This window comes from Acidipropionibacterium jensenii (genome assembly GCF_005890135.1).
Taxonomy (GTDB): domain Bacteria; phylum Actinomycetota; class Actinomycetes; order Propionibacteriales; family Propionibacteriaceae; genus Acidipropionibacterium; species Acidipropionibacterium jensenii.
In genome coordinates, this window is the sequence record NZ_CP040635.1 from 2156087 (window position 1) to 2171517 (window position 15431).

Sequence of the window (15431 nt, forward strand, 5' to 3'; positions counted from 1 at the left end):
TGCCCGGCATGGAGTCGTTGCTGGACGGATATCCCATCTCGCCGTCGATCCACGACGAGTTGCTCGGAGCGGACGCGGTCCGACCTCCGTGCGAGAGGTTGGCGAGCGAGTTCGACCGGCTCGGGGTCGACGAGGTGCGCTCCCGGGCCGCCTATCTGGCCTCCCGATATGTCGACTCCGGCGTCACCTTCGACCTGGGCGGCACCGAGAAGCCCTTCCCCCTCGACATCATGCCGCGGATCATCACGGCCCCCGAGTGGAGCACCATCAGCACCGGCGTCGCCCAGCGGGTCTACGCCCTGGAACGCTTCCTCGGTGACATCTACGGCACCGGCAAGGTCTTCGACGACGGCGTGGTGCCGCGACGGCTCATCGTCACCTCTCCGAACTTCGCCCGCGAGGTGGCCGGCATCACCCCGGCCAACGGGGTCCGCATCCATGTCGCCGGCATCGACCTGATCCGTGACGGGGAGGGCACCATGAGGGTGCTCGAGGACAACGTCCGGATCCCCTCGGGGGTCTCCTACGTCCTCACCAACCGTGCCGCGATGGCCGGGGCGATGCCCGATGTGATGCGCCAGTACGACGTCGAGCCCGTCGACATCTACCCCTCCCGACTGCGCGCCGCCCTGGAGGCGGCCGCTCCGGCCGGGGTGAGCGAGCCCAATGTCGTCGTCCTCACCCCCGGGATGTACAACTCCGCCTACTACGAGCACTCCCTGCTGGCCCGCACGATGGGCGTCCCGCTGGTCGAGGGCCCCGACCTGGTCTGTCAGCAGGGCCGCGTCTACGTGCGCACCACCCAGGGCCTCAACCGGGTCGACGTCATCTACCGACGGGTCGACGACGAGTTCCTCGACCCCGTGCACTTCCGCGGCGACACGGTGCTGGGGGCCGCCGGCCTGGTCTCGGCGATGGCCAACGGGACGGTCACGATCGCCAACGGGATCGGCAACGGCGTCGCCGACGACAAGCTCATCTACACCTACCTGCCCGACCTCATCCGCTACTACTGCGGGGAGGAGCCGGTGCTGCCCAATGTGGACTCCTGGCGGCTGGAGGAGCCCGGCGCCCTGGAGGAGGTCCTGGACCGGCTCGACGAGCTGGTGGTCAAGCCCGTCGACGGGTCCGGCGGCAAGGGAATCATCATGGGCCCCGAGTGCACCCGCGAGGAGCTGGACGCCGCCCGGGTCAAACTGCGCTGCGACCCGCGCGGCTGGATCGCCCAGCCGCTCATCCAGCTGTCCACCGTACCGACCTTCGTCGGCGACCGGCTGCAGCCCCGGCGGGTCGACCTGCGCCCCTTCGCCATCAACGACGGGGATGCCATCTGGGTCCTTCCCGGGGGCCTGACCCGGGTCGCCCTGAGGGAGGGGCAGTTCATCGTCAACTCCTCCCAGGGAGGCGGCTCCAAGGACACCTGGGTGCTCGCCGACCGCGGCGCCGCCGAGCACGACAGCGTGCCGGCGATCCAGCTCCAGACCGTCTCCCCCGAGGTGCCGATGTCTCCCCTGGTCGGCACCGAGCCGATGGAGAAGCCCGACCGGTCGGTCTGGGAGGCCCAGCAGGGCCAGCAGCAACAGACCCGCCAGGTCCGTGGCGGTCACGACGAGTCCGCAGATGAGGTGGTGAAGCCATGCTGAGTCGGATGGCGGAGTCGATGTTCTGGATCGGGCGCTACCTGGAGAGAGCCGAGGATGTCGCCCGGATCCTCCAGGTCCACCTCGAGATCACCGCCGAGGAGACCGGGCGCCAGCGCAGCACCGACTCCCGCGCCCTGCTGGCCAGCCTCGGCGCCGAGCAGTCCGAGCAGGCCGGCCCCTCGGAGGTGTGGCGGGTGCTCGGCCACGACCCGGACTCGACGATCTCGATCGTCTCGGCCCTCTCCAGCTGCCGGCAGGCCGCCCGGAGGGCCCGCGAGGTGCTCTCCCTGGGCACCTGGGAGGAGATCAACCGGGCCTGGCGGGCGGTCGCCCAGGGCCAGCTCCGGAGCACCTACCAGCAGCTGGCGCTGCGCACCGTCCTGGACCACTGCTACGCCATCTCGGGGATCATCTACTCGACGATGAGCCACGACGAGGGGTGGGAGTTTCACCATCTCGGCCGCTCCATCGAGAGGATCGATGTGACCGCCAGACTCATCTCGGTGGCCCCGGTCACCGAGACCGAGAGCCAGATCGCGACCCTGCGGGCCTGCGGGGCCGACCACGCCTTCCTCATCAGTCGCGGTGGGGACCGCAGCCGGGGGGCGATCATCGACTTCCTGCTGCGCGATCGGTTGTGCCCCCGATCGGTGGTGCACTGCCTGGCAGAGGCCGACGCCTGCCTGGAGCGCCTGGACGTCGGGAGGCGGACCGGATTCCAGTCCGACGCCCAGCGACTGCTGGGCCGGGTCCGCGCCGAGATCGAGTACCGCTCCGACGAGGCCCTGCTGGTCGGACTTCCCGACCAGATGGCAGGGCTGAGCCGCACCTGCCACAGAGCCACCGATGCCCTGTCGGCCCACTACTTCCAGGGGGCCGACGCGTCCCAGTGGCACGAGGGATGAGCCATGACCTCCACACTGCGTATCCAGCACCGCACCGATGTCCACTACGACGGGCCGGTGATCCAGAGCTTCGACGAGGTCCGGATGACCCCGCTGTACTCCGACTCCCAGCTGATCAGGAGCACCTCGATCAGCATCCTGCCCCACCCCTGGCAGTTCTCCTACGTCGACTACTGGGGCACCCAGGTGACCTCCTTCGAGCTGCACGAGCCCCACGACCGCCTCACGGTCAATGCGGACACCACCCTGGACATCGTCAAGCTTCCACACGTCGACTCGGGGATGACCCTTCCCGAGGTCGTCGCCGGGCACGACCGCTGGTACGAGTACGTCGTCACCTCGGCGGTCACCGATCCCGGTGACGAGCTGCGGGAGCGCACCCGGGAGCTGCTCCATGACTCCATGACCGTCAACCAGCTGGGCCATGCCGTCTCCGAGATGATCCACGACGAGGTGCACTACGTGCCCGGCTCCACCCGGGTCGACACCACCGCCCAACAGGCCTGGGAGGCCCGCTCCGGGGTCTGTCAGGACATCGCCCACCTGGTGATCGGCTGCATGCGCAGCCTCGGCGTCCCGACCCGTTACGTCTCGGGGTACATGCTGCCGACCACCGACGCAGGTCTCGGGGAACCCGTCGACGGCCAGACCCACGCCTGGGTCCAGTGGTGGGACGGCGCCTGGACCGGATTCGACCCCACCAACATGATCGACTCCGGGGAGAGCCACGCCCGGGTCGGGATCGGACGCGAGTACGCCGACGTCGCCCCCTTCAAGGGAGTCTTCAGCGGACCGGGGGTCACCACCACCTATGAGGCCGCCGTCATCATCAGGAAGCTCGCCTGATCCCGCCCGGCCGTCGCACCAGCCTGCGCGGTGAACCCCCTCGGGCGGTTCTTCGGTAGGATCTGCCCGGATCGTGCCTGGTCACGCCGATGGGCGGCGGAGGGCTCAGCACGCACAGAAAGGTCACCACGTGTTGACGCGCATGTCACAGCTGTTCGTCCGAACCCTTCGGGAGGACCCGGCCGATGCCGAGGTCCCCAGCCATCGCTGGCTGGTCCGCGCCGGGTACATCCGGCGGGCCGCCCCCGGCATCTACACCTGGCTGCCGCTGGGCCTGAAGGTGCTGCGCAAGGTCGAGGGAGTCGTCCGCGAGGAGATGGACGCGATGGGCGCCCAGGAGGTCCTCTTCCCGGGGCTGCTGCCTGCCGACCCCTACAAGCAGACCAACCGCTGGGTCGAGTACGGCGACAACCTGTTCCGGCTGACCGACCGCAAGAATGTCGAGATGCTGCTGGGGCCGACCCACGAGGAGATGTTCACCCTCCTGGTCAAGGACCTCTACTCCTCCTACAAGGACCTTCCGCTGGTCCTCTACCAGATCCAGAACAAGTACCGCGACGAGGCCCGTCCGCGCGCCGGGATCCTGCGCGGCCGCGAGTTCGTGATGAAGGACTCCTACTCCTTCGACGTCGACGACGCCGGACTGGACGTCGCCTACAACCGGCACCGCGAGGCCTACATCAGGATCTTCGACCGGCTGGGATTCGACTACGCCATCGTCAAGGCGATGTCGGGGCCGATGGGAGGGTCGCGCTCCGAGGAGTTCCTGGCCGTCTCCGAGAACGGCGAGGACACCTTCGTGCGCTCCCCGGGCGGATACGCCGCCAATGTCGAGGCGGTCACCGTCCTGGCCCCCGACCCGGTCGACTACTCCCAGGTGCCGGCCCCCGAGGTCGTCGACACCCCCGACGTGCCGACCATCGACACCCTGGTCGCGATGGCCAACGAGGTGAAGCCCCGCGCCGACCGGCCGTGGACCGGTGCCGACACCCTCAAGAACGTCGTCTTCATGGTCACCGACCCCGACGGCACCCGCGCCCCCCTGGCGATCGGCCTGCCCGGAGACCGCGATGTCGACGAGAACCGGCTGGCCGCCGCCCTGGAGCCCTCGGTCGCCGAGCCCTTCGGCGAGGAGGACTTCGCCGCCAACCCGACCCTGGTCAAGGGGTACATCGGGCCCCGGGCGCTGGGCGAGAAGAACTCCTCGAAGGTGCGCTACCTGGTCGACCCGAGGGTCGTCACCGGCACCAGCTGGATCACCGGCGCCGACCAGGACGGGCACCACGTGTTCAACCTGGTGGCCGGCCGCGACTTCACCCCGGACGGCACGATCGATGTCGCCGAGGTCCGGGAGGGGGATCCCGCCCCCGACGGCTCCGGTCCGCTCACCCTCACCCGCGGCATCGAGATGGGCCACATCTTCCAGCTCGGCCGCAAGTACGCCGACGCCCTGGGACTGAAGGTCCTCGACCACAACGGCAAGCTGGTCACCGTGACGATGGGCTCCTACGGCATCGGGGTCTCCCGTGCGGTGGGCGCCGTCGCCGAGTACACCTGCGACGACCGCGGTCTGGCATGGCCGCGCGAACTGGCCCCCTACGATGTCCACGTGCTGGCCACCGGCAAAGGGTCCGAGATCCTCGACGAGGCCACCCGAATCGCCCGCGAACTCGAGGAGGCCGGGCTCGACGTCCTGCTGGACGACCGCAAGGCCTCCCCGGGGGTCAAGTTCGCCGACTCCGAGGTGCTCGGCATGCCGACCTCCGTGGTGGTCGGACGCGGACTGAAGAACGGCGTCGTGGAGATCCGCGACCGCCGCTCCGGTGCGGCCCGCGAGGTGCCGGTGGCCGACGCCGTCGCCGAGGTGCTCACCGAGGTGCGCGGCTGAGGTCGTGACCGTCCCTCTGGAGATCCTGGCCCTGCTGGTGGTGGCGGCCCTGGTCGCCGGCTGGGTGGACGCCGTGGTGGGCGGGGGAGGGCTGATCCAGCTTCCCAGCCTGCTGCTGGGGCTGCCCGCCGACACCCCGGTGGCCACCATCGCCGGGACCAACAAGGTCTCCTCCTTCGCCGGCACGCTGACCGCCGCGACCGCCTACCTGCGCTCGGTGCGGGTGCACTGGCAACAGGCCCTGGCCATCATGGCCGGGGCCTGCGCGGGTTCTGCCGGTGGAGCCCGCCTGGTGCAGTTCCTGCCCCGCCAGTGGTTCACCCCGATCGTCCTGGTGGTGCTGGTGGGGGTGGGGGTGTTCACCCTGCGCCGTCCCGCCCTGGGGGTGGAGAACCGGGTCCGCCACCAGGGCCGGGCCCTCCACCTGAGACTTCTCCTCATCGGCCTGCTGATCGGCTGCTACGACGGGGCGGTCGGGCCGGGGACCGGAACCTTCTTCGTGATCGCCCTGGTCTCACTGATCGGGTACGGCTTCCTGGAGGCCAGCGCGCTGGCGAAACTGGCGAATCTCACCACCAACGCGGCGGCCATCGCGGTGTTCTGGATCCACGGCGTCATCTGGTGGCGGGTCGGTCTGGTGATGGCCGTGGCCAATCTCACCGGTGGCTGGATCGGAGCCCGGATGGCGGTCCGCCACGGCAGCCGTTTCGTCCGCAAGGTCTTCCTGGTGACGGTGGCGGGACTTGCGGTGAAGCTGGCCTGGGACACCGTCGCCCAGTTCCGCTGAGGGTCTGCTCAGACCCAGCCCGGCCAGCCCGGCTGCGGCACCCCGTAGTAGGAGAGGAAGACCATCGACTGGGACATCGCGAGCATCGCTGCCCGTCGGTCGGCGCCGTCGGCGGCGGCCGTCACCCGTCCCCAGCCGGCCAGCGCGCCGCGCTCCAGGCCGCTCCACAGGGTCCGGGTGGAGGCAGCGTCCGAGGGGGTGGCGGGCATCGGGTAACCCGGCTGAAGGGGGGTGGGGGAGGCCGAGGCGGCCCGCAGGGAGGCGCGCAGGGAGGCCTTCTGATACTCGACGCGTCTCAGCCGGTCCACACCCGTGGCGTGCAGCGGATCGGTCGAGGAGAGCCTGCCGACTCCCCACTCCAGTCCGGTGGACAGGGCGTTGAGTCGGCTCAGCAGCACCTGCCGCGCCGCTGTCAGCGGTTCGGAGGGGACCGTCACCGGGTAGGCGTCACCGAGTTCGGGTGCCGGGCCGGTGAACCTGACCGAGTTGGCGAAGACGGTCAGGCTCGCCCAGATGAGCGTCCAGGACGGGTCATCGGACCGGCCTGCGATCTCCAGATAGTCTCGGCCGGCGACACGCTCGGCCGTTGTCAGCTGCAGCAGCGGCGACACGGTCGAGGGGGAGGCGGGGCTCGAGGGGGTCACCGGGATGACCGGGGTGGTGTCGGCGCTGCGTCCGGCCAGTGGGTCGACCTGGGCCAGCACGGTGGCGTGGCCGGTGTGCACGGCGGCGATCCCGGCCAGTCCGGCGGCCCGGGCCAGCTGCGCCAGGGTCGCCTCGGTGGACACCGCGGAGCGCCGTTCGGCGGTCACCGGCGGCGATGTGGCCGAGGCGCGTCGGTCCTCACCGCTGCCGACCAGCGGCGAGACCCGGTAGCAGCCCGACAGGGAGGCCGCAGCCAGCCCGAGAGTCGCCATCATCACGGTGCGTCTGCTGGGGGTGGCCGAACTCATGGGCACAAGGGTATCGGTCGTCTCGTAGACTGGCCCCCACAACAGCAGGGACAACAGGACGAGGCCAGGGATGAACGCGAATCAGCTCAGTGAGCTCATCGAGCCGTTGCTCGCACAGTTCGGGATGGAGCTGGACAAGCTGGATGTCGTCGCCGCCGGGAGACGCCGTCTGGTCCGGGTGACCGTCGACGGGGACGGTGCCGACGGACACGGACCCGGCCTCGACGACATCGGAGAGGCCACCTCGGCCCTGTCGAAGGCGCTCGACGCCTCCGAGGTGCCGGGGGAGGCTCCGTACACCCTGGAGGTCACCTCCCGGGGGGTCGGGACCCCGCTGACCCTGCCCAGGCACTACCGCCGCAACATCGGCCGGCTGCTGGCGGTCACCCTCGACGCGGCCGAGGGCGCCAGGCCCGAGAAGATCACCGGACGGATCACCGCCGCCACCGGGACCACTGTCACACTCGAGGTGCCGGCCCCCGGCTCCAAGCCGCACAAGCCACTCACCGTCAGTCGTGAGATCCCGCTCGACCAGATCCGGCGCGCTGTCGTCCAGGTCGAGCTCAACCGCAAGTCAGAGAATGCTGAGGAGAACTGAGATGGACATCGATCTGGCCGCGTTGCGCATGATCGAACGCGAGAAGGAGATCCCGCTCGACTATCTCGTCGAGACTCTCGAGGACGCCCTGCTCAACGCCTACGCGAAGACCGAGCACCCCGTCAAGGACGCCCGTGTCGAGCTCGACCGCAAGACCGGCAACGTCGCGGTGATGGTCCCCGAGCGCAACGAGGAGGAGGAGATCGTCGGCTGGTACGACGGCACCCCCTCCGACTTCGGCAGGGTGGCGGCGTCCACCGCCCGGCAGGTGATCTTCCAGCGTCTGCGCGAGGCCGAGGACGAGCAGAAGTACGGACAGTTCCAGGCCGTCGAGGGGGACGTCGTCACCGGCGTCGTCCAGCAGTCCTTCCGCGACACCCGCACGGTGCACGTCGACCTGGGCGCCATCGAGGCGATCATGCCGCCCGCCGAGCAGGTGCCCGGCGAGAAGTACACCCACGGGCGCCGCCTGCGGGTCTACGTGGTCGCGGTCCGCAAGGAGCTGCGCGGCCCCCAGGTGGTCGTCTCCCGGACTCACCCGAACCTGGTGCGCAAGCTCTTCGCCCTGGAGGTCCCCGAGATCGAGCAGGGGGTCGTCGAGATCAAGGCCCTGGCCCGGGAGGCCGGCCACCGTTCGAAGATCGCGGTCACCTCGCACAATCCCGATGTCTCGGCCAAGGGGGCGTGCATCGGGCCGATGGGCCAGCGGGTCCGCGCGGTGATGCACGAACTGGACGACGAGAAGATCGACATCATCGACTGGTCGGAGGATCCGGCCACCTTCGTCGGGGCCGCGCTGTCCCCGGCCAAGGTCAAGAGCGTCACGGTGGTCGACCCGGCCACCCGCGCCACCCGCGTCGTGGTGCCCGACTACCAGCTCTCCCTGGCGATCGGGAGGGAGGGTCAGAACGCCCGGCTGGCCAACCGGCTGACGGGCTGGCGGATCGACATCGTGCCGGACAATCCCGTCGACACCGCCGGACCGGCCACCACCGTCCCCGCCCAGCAGTGAGTCGGTCGGGGGGCCGCCCGACGCAGCGCACCTGCGTGGGGTGCCGGCTCACCGGCGACCCGGAGACGATGGTGAGGTTCGTTCTCAGCGGAGACGCCGGCACCGGGTGGCTGGTCCGCCTGGACCCGACCTCCGCAGCCCCGGGCCGGGGTGCCCATCTGCACCCGGACCGGCGGTGCTGGCAGGCCGCGACCCGGGGAGGCTTCGCGCGGTCATTCCGCCGCAGACTGAGGGTTGAGGCCCCGGACCGCCCCTGGGCGGCCGGCGACTGAGTACCGGCCGTAGGCCGGCGCGCGACACCGGGGCGCTCCGGGTGCGGGCCGACGGCGGCCTCAGCCGGAGCGGGGGCCGTCCCGGGTGGGAATTGGCCCCCGCTTGGGTTTTCGGTACACTCGACCACGCGCGTCTGCCGGAAACCGCCGGCGACCTCACCGAACTATGCCCTGCCCCTGACGGGGAAGGACTGACAAGAAAGTGAGCAGACGCTCATGACGACTCGATGAGTACGCATCAATGAGCAATCGCACCATCTAGTTGGCCCGAGCCAACACGGCCGGGTCCGAAGGAGAGTAGTGGCCAAGGTCCGTGTCTATGAGCTCGCGAAAGAGCTCGGACTGACAAGTAAACAGCTTCTGGGGAAGCTGGGCGATATGGGAGAGTTCGTCCGGTCTGCTTCCTCAACGATTGAGGCGCCGGTCGTGCGACGCGTGCGCGACCAGTTCAAGAACGGCTCACACGGCGGCGACGCCGGTGAGACCAAGCAGACCCCTCGCCCCCGCTCCGGCGTCAAGCCCGGCCCCGGGCGCAAGCATGTCGCCGAGCAGGGGCATGACGAGCACGGTACGTCCGACAAGGACGCCGGTGGCGAGTCGCACGGTTCTGCCGAGAAGCACCACGTGGGGCCCCATCCGGTCCCGCACCCCACACCGCGCGGCGGGTTCAACACCGCTCCCGGCGGTTCGTCTGCGGCGCGCACCAGCGTCACCCCGCGTCCCGGCCTCATCAAGCCCGGTCCGCACCCGCAGAGTCACCAGGGTGAGGCCGCCCACGGCGGCACCTCCCAGGGGCGGCCCTCCGCCAACGAGGCCGGCCATCACGGTCAGGGGGGTGCGCACTCCGGTTCGGAGGCGCCGCGTCCCGGTTCCGGTCGCAGGACCCCTTCCTCGGGAACTCATCCGACCCCGCGCACCGCGCCGCTCAAGGGTGCTCCGCACCCGCATCCGGGACCGCGTCCCGGTGGTTCGCGAGCCGGTGGCACCGGCGGTCTTCCCACCTCTGGTCGTCCGGGCCCCAAGCCCGGTGCCCGTCGCAGTTCCGGGCCCCGCCCGGGCAACAACCCCTTCGCGTCCAGCCAGGGGATGGGTCAGAATCGACGTCGCTCCGAGCAGGGCGGTGGCCGTCCCGGCCAGCGTCATGAGGGCGCCTCGCGTCCCGGTGGCGAGCGGATGCCCCGTCCGGGCGGCACCTCGGGAATCCCGCATCCGAATCCCGCGATGATGCCCAAGCACCAGTCGAACCAGATCGGCCACACCTCCGGTGGCGGTCGAGGTGGTCGTGGTGGCCGCGGCGGTGGCCGTGGCGGCCAGGGTCGTGGCGGTTTCGGCGGCGGTCCCGGTTTCGGCGGCGGTCCTCGCGGACCGGTCGGCGGCGGCCGTGGTGGCCGTGGCGGTCGTGGCACCCAGGGAGCCTTCGGGCGCGGCGGGTCCGGCGGTCGTCGGGGACGCAAGTCGCGTAAGCAGCGCAGGCAAGAGTTCGACGAGATGCAGGCGCCGCTGGTCGGCGGCGTGCGCGTCCACAAGGGCAATGGGCAGACCCTGCGGCTTCGCCGTGGTGCCTCGCTGACCGATCTGGCCGAGAAGATCAATGTCGAGCCGGCGCAGCTGGTGCAGGTGTTGTTCAACCTCGGTGAGATGGTCACCGCCACCCAGTCGGTCTCCGACGAGACCCTGGAGATCCTGGGTACCGAGCTGGACTACAAGATCCAGGTCGTGTCCCCGGAGGACGAGGACCGCGAGCTGCTGGAGTCCTTCGACCTGGAGTTCGGCGAGAACGAGGGAGACGAGGACGATCTTGCTCCGCGTCCCCCGGTCGTCACCGTGATGGGCCATGTCGATCACGGCAAGACCAAGCTGCTGGACACCCTGCGCCACTCCCATGTGGTGGAGGGCGAGGCCGGTGGCATCACCCAGGCGATCGGCGCCTACCAGGTCGAGACCGATGTCGACGGACATGATCGCAAGATCACCTTCATCGACACCCCCGGTCACGAGGCCTTCACCGCCATGCGTGCCCGTGGCGCCCAGTCCACCGATATCGCGGTGCTGGTCGTTGCGGCCGATGACGGCGTGATGCCTCAGACCGTCGAGGCGTTGAACCACGCCAAGGCGGCCGGGGTGCCGATCGTGGTGGCGGTCAACAAGATCGACAAGCCGGGAGCCGATCCCGAGAAGGTGCGCGGTCAGCTCACCGAGTACGGGCTGGTGACCGAGGAGTACGGCGGCGACACGATGTTCGTCAACGTCTCCGCCAAGACCGGCGAGGGCCTGGACAAGCTGCTCGAGGCGATCATCCTGACCGCCGACGCCGCCCTGGATCTGCGCGCCAACCCGGACATGCCCGCCCAGGGTGTGGCCATCGAGGCTCACCTGGACAAGGGTCGTGGCCCCGTGGCCACCGCCCTCATCCAGCGCGGAACGCTCAACATCGGCGACTCGATCGTGGCCGGTTCGGCCTACGGCCGTGTCCGTGCCCTCATCAACGACAAGGGCGAGACCGTCGAGAAGGCGCTGCCCTCGGATCCGGTTCAGGTGCTCGGACTCACCTCCGTGCCCGGTGCAGGAGACAACTTCCTGGTTGTCGAGGACGACCGGATGGCCCGGCAGATCGCCTCCAAGCGAGAGGCGCGGATGCGCGCCGCCCGCCAGGCGAAGTCGTCGCGGCGCAAGACCCTCGACGAGCTGTTCGATCAGCTGGAGAAGGGCGAGACGCAGGAACTGCTGCTCATCCTCAAGGGCGACGGCGCCGGTTCGGTGGAGGCCATGGAGGATGCCCTGGCCAAGATCGACGTCGGCGACGAGGTGGATCTGCGGGTCATCGACCGCGGTGTCGGTGCCATCACCGAGACCAACGTCGACCTGGCATCGGCCTCCAACGCGGTCATCCTCGGCTTCAACGTGCGCCCGACCGCGCACGCCGCCAAGATGGCCGACGAGGAGAACGTCGACATCCGCTACTACTCGGTGATCTACGACGCGATCGACGACATCGAGGCGGCACTGAAGGGGATGCTCAAGCCGATCTACGAGGAGAAGGCTCTGGGCAGCGCGGAGATCCGTCAGATCTTCCGCTCCTCCAAGGTCGGCACCATCGCGGGTTGCATGGTCACCAACGGAACCATCCGTCGGCACGCCAAGACCCGTCTGGTCCGCGACGGAGTGGTGGTCACCGAGACCGAGATCAACACCCTGCAGAGGGAGAAGGACTCGGTCACCGAGGTGCGCGAGGGGTTCGAGTGTGGCCTCACACTCACGAACTACTCCGACGTCCGCATCGGCGACGAACTGCAGTGCTACGAGATGGTCGAGAAGCCGCGCGAGTGATCGCCGGCTGAACCACCAGACCGCCCCGTCCTCCGATCGGAGGACGGGGCGGTCTCGGTTCTCGCGGTCTTGTTCCATGGTCTTGTGGACCTGCTGAGGTGGCCCGTGGCGGCCGCCTCGGCGAGCCGCGTGGAGGGCCGGCTCCCGGGAAACCGGGGTAGTCTGGAGCGCCGATGCCCGAGCGGTCGGGACATCTGCTGTCGGGAGCGCCGATCCGAGGGATGCTCGGGAACCGTGCGCATGGAGGAGCGAGGAGAGCGCTATGACCAATCCACGTGTGGCCAAGCTGGCGGACCAGATCAAGGTGGTCGTCGCCGGCATGCTGGAACGCAGGATCAAGGACCCCCGGCTGGGATTCGTCACGATCACCGAGGTCCGTCTCACCGGGGACTCCCGCGACGCCACCCTGTTCTACACGGTGCTGGGCACCGACCAGGAGCAGGACGCCACCGCGGCCGCACTCGAGTCTGCCAAGGGACTGCTGCGCGCCACGGTGGGCAAGCGACTGGGGCTGCGCTACGCGCCGACCCTCACCTTCGTCCGCGACGCCAGTTTCGAGACCGCCAAGTCGATCGAGAATCTGCTGGCCCGTGCCGCGGCCTCCGACGCCGAGGTGGCCAAACTGGCCACCGGCGCCGCCCATGCCGGCGAACCCGACCCCTACCGGCGCCGTGACGAGGAGGATCCCGACGAGCCCGATGAGGCCGACGAGCGGGACTGAGCAGTGACAGCCGGGACCGCGAGTCCGGCAGAGAGGTCGCCATGGACTCCGGTCTGCTGATCATCGACAAGCCCTCGGGATGGACCTCCCACCAGGTGGTGGGCAGGGTGCGCCGATTGATGGGCACCCGGAAGGTCGGCCATGCCGGCACCCTCGACCCGATGGCCACCGGAGTGCTGGTGGTGGGAGTCGGCCGGGCCACCCGGCTGCTGGGTCATCTCGCCCTCCACGACAAGGACTACACGGCGACCATCCGTCTCGGGGTCGCCACGCTCACCGATGACGCTGAGGGCGAGATTGTCTCGACCGCCGACGCCTCCGCGCTGACCGATGAGCAGATCGAGGCGGCGATGGGCCCACTGCGCGGCGACATCATGCAGGTGCCGACGGCGGTCAGCGCGATCAAGGTCAACGGCAGACGGTCCTACGCCCGGGTGCGCGCCGGGGAGCAGGTCGAGCTGGCGGCACGGCCGGTCACCGTCTCGCGGTTCGAGTGCACGGCGCTGCGGCGCACTGTCGGGCAGGAGGGCACTGTCGTCGATCTGGATGCCGAGGTCAGCTGCTCCACCGGCACCTATGTGCGGGCCCTGGCCCGCGATCTCGGGGCGGCGCTGGGGGTCGGTGGCCATCTCACGGCCCTGCGTCGCACCCGGATCGGCCCCTACCGGCTGCCGGATGTCGCGGTCGACCTGTCCGATGAGGCGCCCCGGTCGGAGATGATGACGATGGCGCAGGCCGCCCGGCTCAGTTTCCCGGTGGTCGAGCTCGATGCCGCGCAGGAGGCGGACCTCAGGGTCGGGCGCCGGTTGGAGATGGTGGTGCCGGCCGATCCGACGGCGATGATCTCCGGCGGCTCGGGTGATCTGCTGGCCCTCTACCGGCCCGATCCGGAGCGTCCCGGGTGGTCGCGCGCCCTCGCGGTACTCGTCTGATTCGGGCCCTCAGCTCCCGGGAGCCTAGAATCCCCCCGTGTCACCGATGCGCAACCCTGCCCCGAACCCTGTCCAGTCGACGGTCGTCATCGGCAACTTCGACGGCGTCCATCGAGGGCATCGAGCCGTTCTGGAGAGGGCCCGGGCGCTGGATCCCGATCTTCCGCTGGTGGTGGTGACCTTCTGGCCGCACCCCGTCTCGGTTCTCACCCCTGGCCGTGAGCCCCTGCTGCTGTGCTCCCTGGAGCGGCGCATCGAGCTTCTGGAGCAGGCCGGTGCCAGCCAGGTGAGAGTGGTGCGGTTCACCCGGGAACTTGCCGGGTGGAGTCCCGAACTCTTCGTGGAGAGGGTGCTCAACCCGCTCAATCCGCGCCATGTCGTGGTGGGGCGGAACTTCCGCTTCGGCCACCGTGCCGCCGGCACCCCCCAGACCCTCGCCCAGATCGGCGCCGGACGGTTCGACGTCAACTCCCTGGATCTGGTGCACGTGGAGGGCAGCTCCACCTCCTCCACCCTGATCCGCGCCGCCGTCGCCGAGGGGAAGGTCCGCCAGGCCGCCCGGCACCTGGGCCGCAATTTCGAGGTCCAGGGTGTGGTGGTGATGGGGGACCAGCGCGGCCGCGAGCTCGGGTTCCCCACCGCCAACCTCGTGCTGACGGCCGCCTACGCCGTTCCCGCCGACGGGGTCTACGCCGGATGGCTCGTCCCGGCCACCGGGCCGGAGGCCGGCCGGCACCTGCCCGCCGCGATCTCGGTGGGCAGCAACCCCACCTTCGACGGGGTCGAGCAGCGGGTCGAGACCTATGTCCTGGATCGCACCGACCTGGACCTGTACGGAGTCGACATCACCGTCGAATTCGTCGACCGGCTGCGCGGTCAGGTGAAGTTCTCCGGCATCGATCCGCTCATCGCCCAGATGAGCACTGACGTCGAGGCCACTCGCCGGGTGCTCGATCTGGCCGACGGCGAGTAGCCGTCCGTCCGGCCCTGGAACGGGATTCGTCGAGCCGGGGCAGTCCCTGATATCCTTCACAAGTTGCCGTCAGATCGGCCGCGGCCTTGTAAGAGCTTCCAGCCAGTAGGGGCACCGGAGGCGCCGCGCAACGGACAGGGAGGAGCACCACATGGATGCTGCAGAGAAGAAGAAGATCGTCGAGGATTACGCAACCCATCCCGGTGACACCGGTTCCCCCGATGTCCAGATCGCGCTGCTGAGCGCTCGGATCGCCGACCTCACCGAGCACCTCAAGGTCCACAAGGGTGATCACCACTCTCGTCGTGGCCTGATGCTCATGGTCGGCCAGCGTCGCCGTCTGCTCAACTACGTCGCCAAGAGTGACATCGAGCACTACCGCGAGCTGATCGCGCGCCTCGGCCTGCGCCGGTGAGGCTGTAACTCCACGACCTGAGTCCATCGGGGCCGCTCCCATCGGGGAGCGGCCCCGATGTCGTCTGTTCGGACTCTGGCCCGTATGACCCCGGGCTCCGGGAATCCTGATCTTGACCAGGACATACTCAGTATGTCAGAGTGACGCATACCGAGTATT

The 15431-nt window shown here is 69.5% G+C and carries 14 protein-coding genes; 13 read left to right on the top strand and 1 reads right to left on the bottom strand.

All coding sequences use genetic code 11. The annotated features are described in order from the left end of the window. The first annotated feature begins 8 nt into the window (after positions 1 to 8). The 5 genes from FEZ32_RS09625 to FEZ32_RS09645 all read left to right on the top strand — a co-directional run bounded on the left by FEZ32_RS09625 (position 9) and on the right by FEZ32_RS09645 (position 6069). Positions 9 to 1643 (top strand): circularly permuted type 2 ATP-grasp protein, encoded by a 1635-nt coding sequence (locus tag FEZ32_RS09625; RefSeq protein WP_051238114.1) that lies wholly within the window; start codon positions 9 to 11, stop codon positions 1641 to 1643. Further along, positions 1637 to 2548, top strand: coding sequence for an alpha-E domain-containing protein (locus FEZ32_RS09630; protein WP_201270134.1), 912 nt, complete (start codon positions 1637 to 1639; stop codon positions 2546 to 2548). Before FEZ32_RS09625 ends, FEZ32_RS09630 begins: the two co-directional genes overlap by 7 nt. A 3-nt stretch (positions 2549 to 2551) precedes the next feature. Continuing rightward, positions 2552 to 3394, top strand: coding sequence for a transglutaminase family protein (locus FEZ32_RS09635; protein WP_028702352.1), 843 nt, complete (start codon positions 2552 to 2554; stop codon positions 3392 to 3394). A gap of 142 nt (positions 3395 to 3536) precedes the next feature. Beyond that, positions 3537 to 5282 (top strand): proline--tRNA ligase, encoded by a 1746-nt coding sequence (locus tag FEZ32_RS09640; RefSeq protein ID WP_138680914.1) that lies wholly within the window; start codon positions 3537 to 3539, stop codon positions 5280 to 5282. Between the two features lie 4 nt (positions 5283 to 5286). Then, positions 5287 to 6069, top strand: coding sequence for a sulfite exporter TauE/SafE family protein (locus FEZ32_RS09645; protein ID WP_138680491.1), 783 nt, complete (start codon positions 5287 to 5289; stop codon positions 6067 to 6069). An 8-nt stretch (positions 6070 to 6077) separates the two neighbouring features. Here the strand turns inward: FEZ32_RS09645 and FEZ32_RS09650 are convergent, their stop codons facing one another. Continuing rightward, on the bottom strand, positions 6078 to 7022 hold the full coding sequence (locus tag FEZ32_RS09650; protein WP_138680492.1) for a DUF4439 domain-containing protein: 945 nt from the start codon (positions 7020 to 7022) through the stop codon (positions 6078 to 6080). A gap of 70 nt (positions 7023 to 7092) precedes the next feature. Here FEZ32_RS09650 and rimP point away from each other — a divergent pair, with 70 nt between their 5' ends. The 8 genes from rimP (at position 7093) to rpsO (ending at position 15272) form a co-directional block, all read left to right on the top strand. After that, positions 7093 to 7620 (top strand): ribosome maturation factor RimP, encoded by a 528-nt coding sequence (rimP, locus tag FEZ32_RS09655; protein ID WP_028702356.1) that lies wholly within the window; start codon positions 7093 to 7095, stop codon positions 7618 to 7620. Between the two features lies 1 nt (position 7621). Then, a complete protein-coding gene (gene nusA, locus FEZ32_RS09660; protein WP_097828150.1) occupies positions 7622 to 8632 on the top strand; it encodes a transcription termination factor NusA in 1011 nt (336 codons plus the stop codon). A gap of 68 nt (positions 8633 to 8700) precedes the next feature. Then, the gene (locus tag FEZ32_RS09665) at positions 8701 to 8904 is read left to right on the top strand and encodes a YlxR family protein (protein ID WP_097799817.1); all 204 of its coding nucleotides are present in this window, start codon (positions 8701 to 8703) and stop codon (positions 8902 to 8904) included. A 300-nt stretch (positions 8905 to 9204) separates the two neighbouring features. Beyond that, a complete protein-coding gene (infB, locus tag FEZ32_RS09670; RefSeq protein WP_138680493.1) occupies positions 9205 to 12231 on the top strand; it encodes a translation initiation factor IF-2 in 3027 nt (1008 codons plus the stop codon). A gap of 262 nt (positions 12232 to 12493) precedes the next feature. After that, positions 12494 to 12952 (top strand): 30S ribosome-binding factor RbfA, encoded by a 459-nt coding sequence (rbfA, locus tag FEZ32_RS09675; RefSeq protein ID WP_097798616.1) that lies wholly within the window; start codon positions 12494 to 12496, stop codon positions 12950 to 12952. Positions 12953 to 12993: 41 nt separating this feature from the next. After that, complete coding sequence (truB, locus tag FEZ32_RS09680; RefSeq protein WP_138680494.1) at positions 12994 to 13884, top strand: tRNA pseudouridine(55) synthase TruB; 891 nt, start codon at positions 12994 to 12996, stop codon at positions 13882 to 13884. A gap of 46 nt (positions 13885 to 13930) precedes the next feature. Next, positions 13931 to 14857: a bifunctional riboflavin kinase/FAD synthetase gene (locus FEZ32_RS09685; protein WP_097828148.1), complete on the top strand. Its 927-nt coding sequence runs from the start codon at positions 13931 to 13933 to the stop codon at positions 14855 to 14857. A gap of 151 nt (positions 14858 to 15008) precedes the next feature. After that, positions 15009 to 15272: a 30S ribosomal protein S15 gene (gene rpsO / locus FEZ32_RS09690; RefSeq protein ID WP_028702362.1), complete on the top strand. Its 264-nt coding sequence runs from the start codon at positions 15009 to 15011 to the stop codon at positions 15270 to 15272. The last annotated feature ends 159 nt before the right edge of the window (positions 15273 to 15431 follow it).

Coding starts and splice junctions, on each gene's coding strand:
- FEZ32_RS09625 (WP_051238114.1), top strand. CDS start 9: ATGGAGTCGTTGCTGGACGGATATCCCATCTCGCCGTCGATCCACGAC.
- FEZ32_RS09630 (WP_201270134.1), top strand. CDS start 1,637: ATGCTGAGTCGGATGGCGGAGTCGATGTTCTGGATCGGGCGCTACCTG.
- FEZ32_RS09635 (WP_028702352.1), top strand. CDS start 2,552: ATGACCTCCACACTGCGTATCCAGCACCGCACCGATGTCCACTACGAC.
- FEZ32_RS09640 (WP_138680914.1), top strand. CDS start 3,537: ATGTCACAGCTGTTCGTCCGAACCCTTCGGGAGGACCCGGCCGATGCC.
- FEZ32_RS09650 (WP_138680492.1), bottom strand. CDS start 7,022: ATGAGTTCGGCCACCCCCAGCAGACGCACCGTGATGATGGCGACTCTC.
- rimP (WP_028702356.1), top strand. CDS start 7,093: ATGAACGCGAATCAGCTCAGTGAGCTCATCGAGCCGTTGCTCGCACAG.
- nusA (WP_097828150.1), top strand. CDS start 7,622: ATGGACATCGATCTGGCCGCGTTGCGCATGATCGAACGCGAGAAGGAG.
- FEZ32_RS09665 (WP_097799817.1), top strand. CDS start 8,701: ATGGTGAGGTTCGTTCTCAGCGGAGACGCCGGCACCGGGTGGCTGGTC.
- rbfA (WP_097798616.1), top strand. CDS start 12,494: ATGACCAATCCACGTGTGGCCAAGCTGGCGGACCAGATCAAGGTGGTC.
- truB (WP_138680494.1), top strand. CDS start 12,994: ATGGACTCCGGTCTGCTGATCATCGACAAGCCCTCGGGATGGACCTCC.
- FEZ32_RS09685 (WP_097828148.1), top strand. CDS start 13,931: ATGCGCAACCCTGCCCCGAACCCTGTCCAGTCGACGGTCGTCATCGGC.
- rpsO (WP_028702362.1), top strand. CDS start 15,009: ATGGATGCTGCAGAGAAGAAGAAGATCGTCGAGGATTACGCAACCCAT.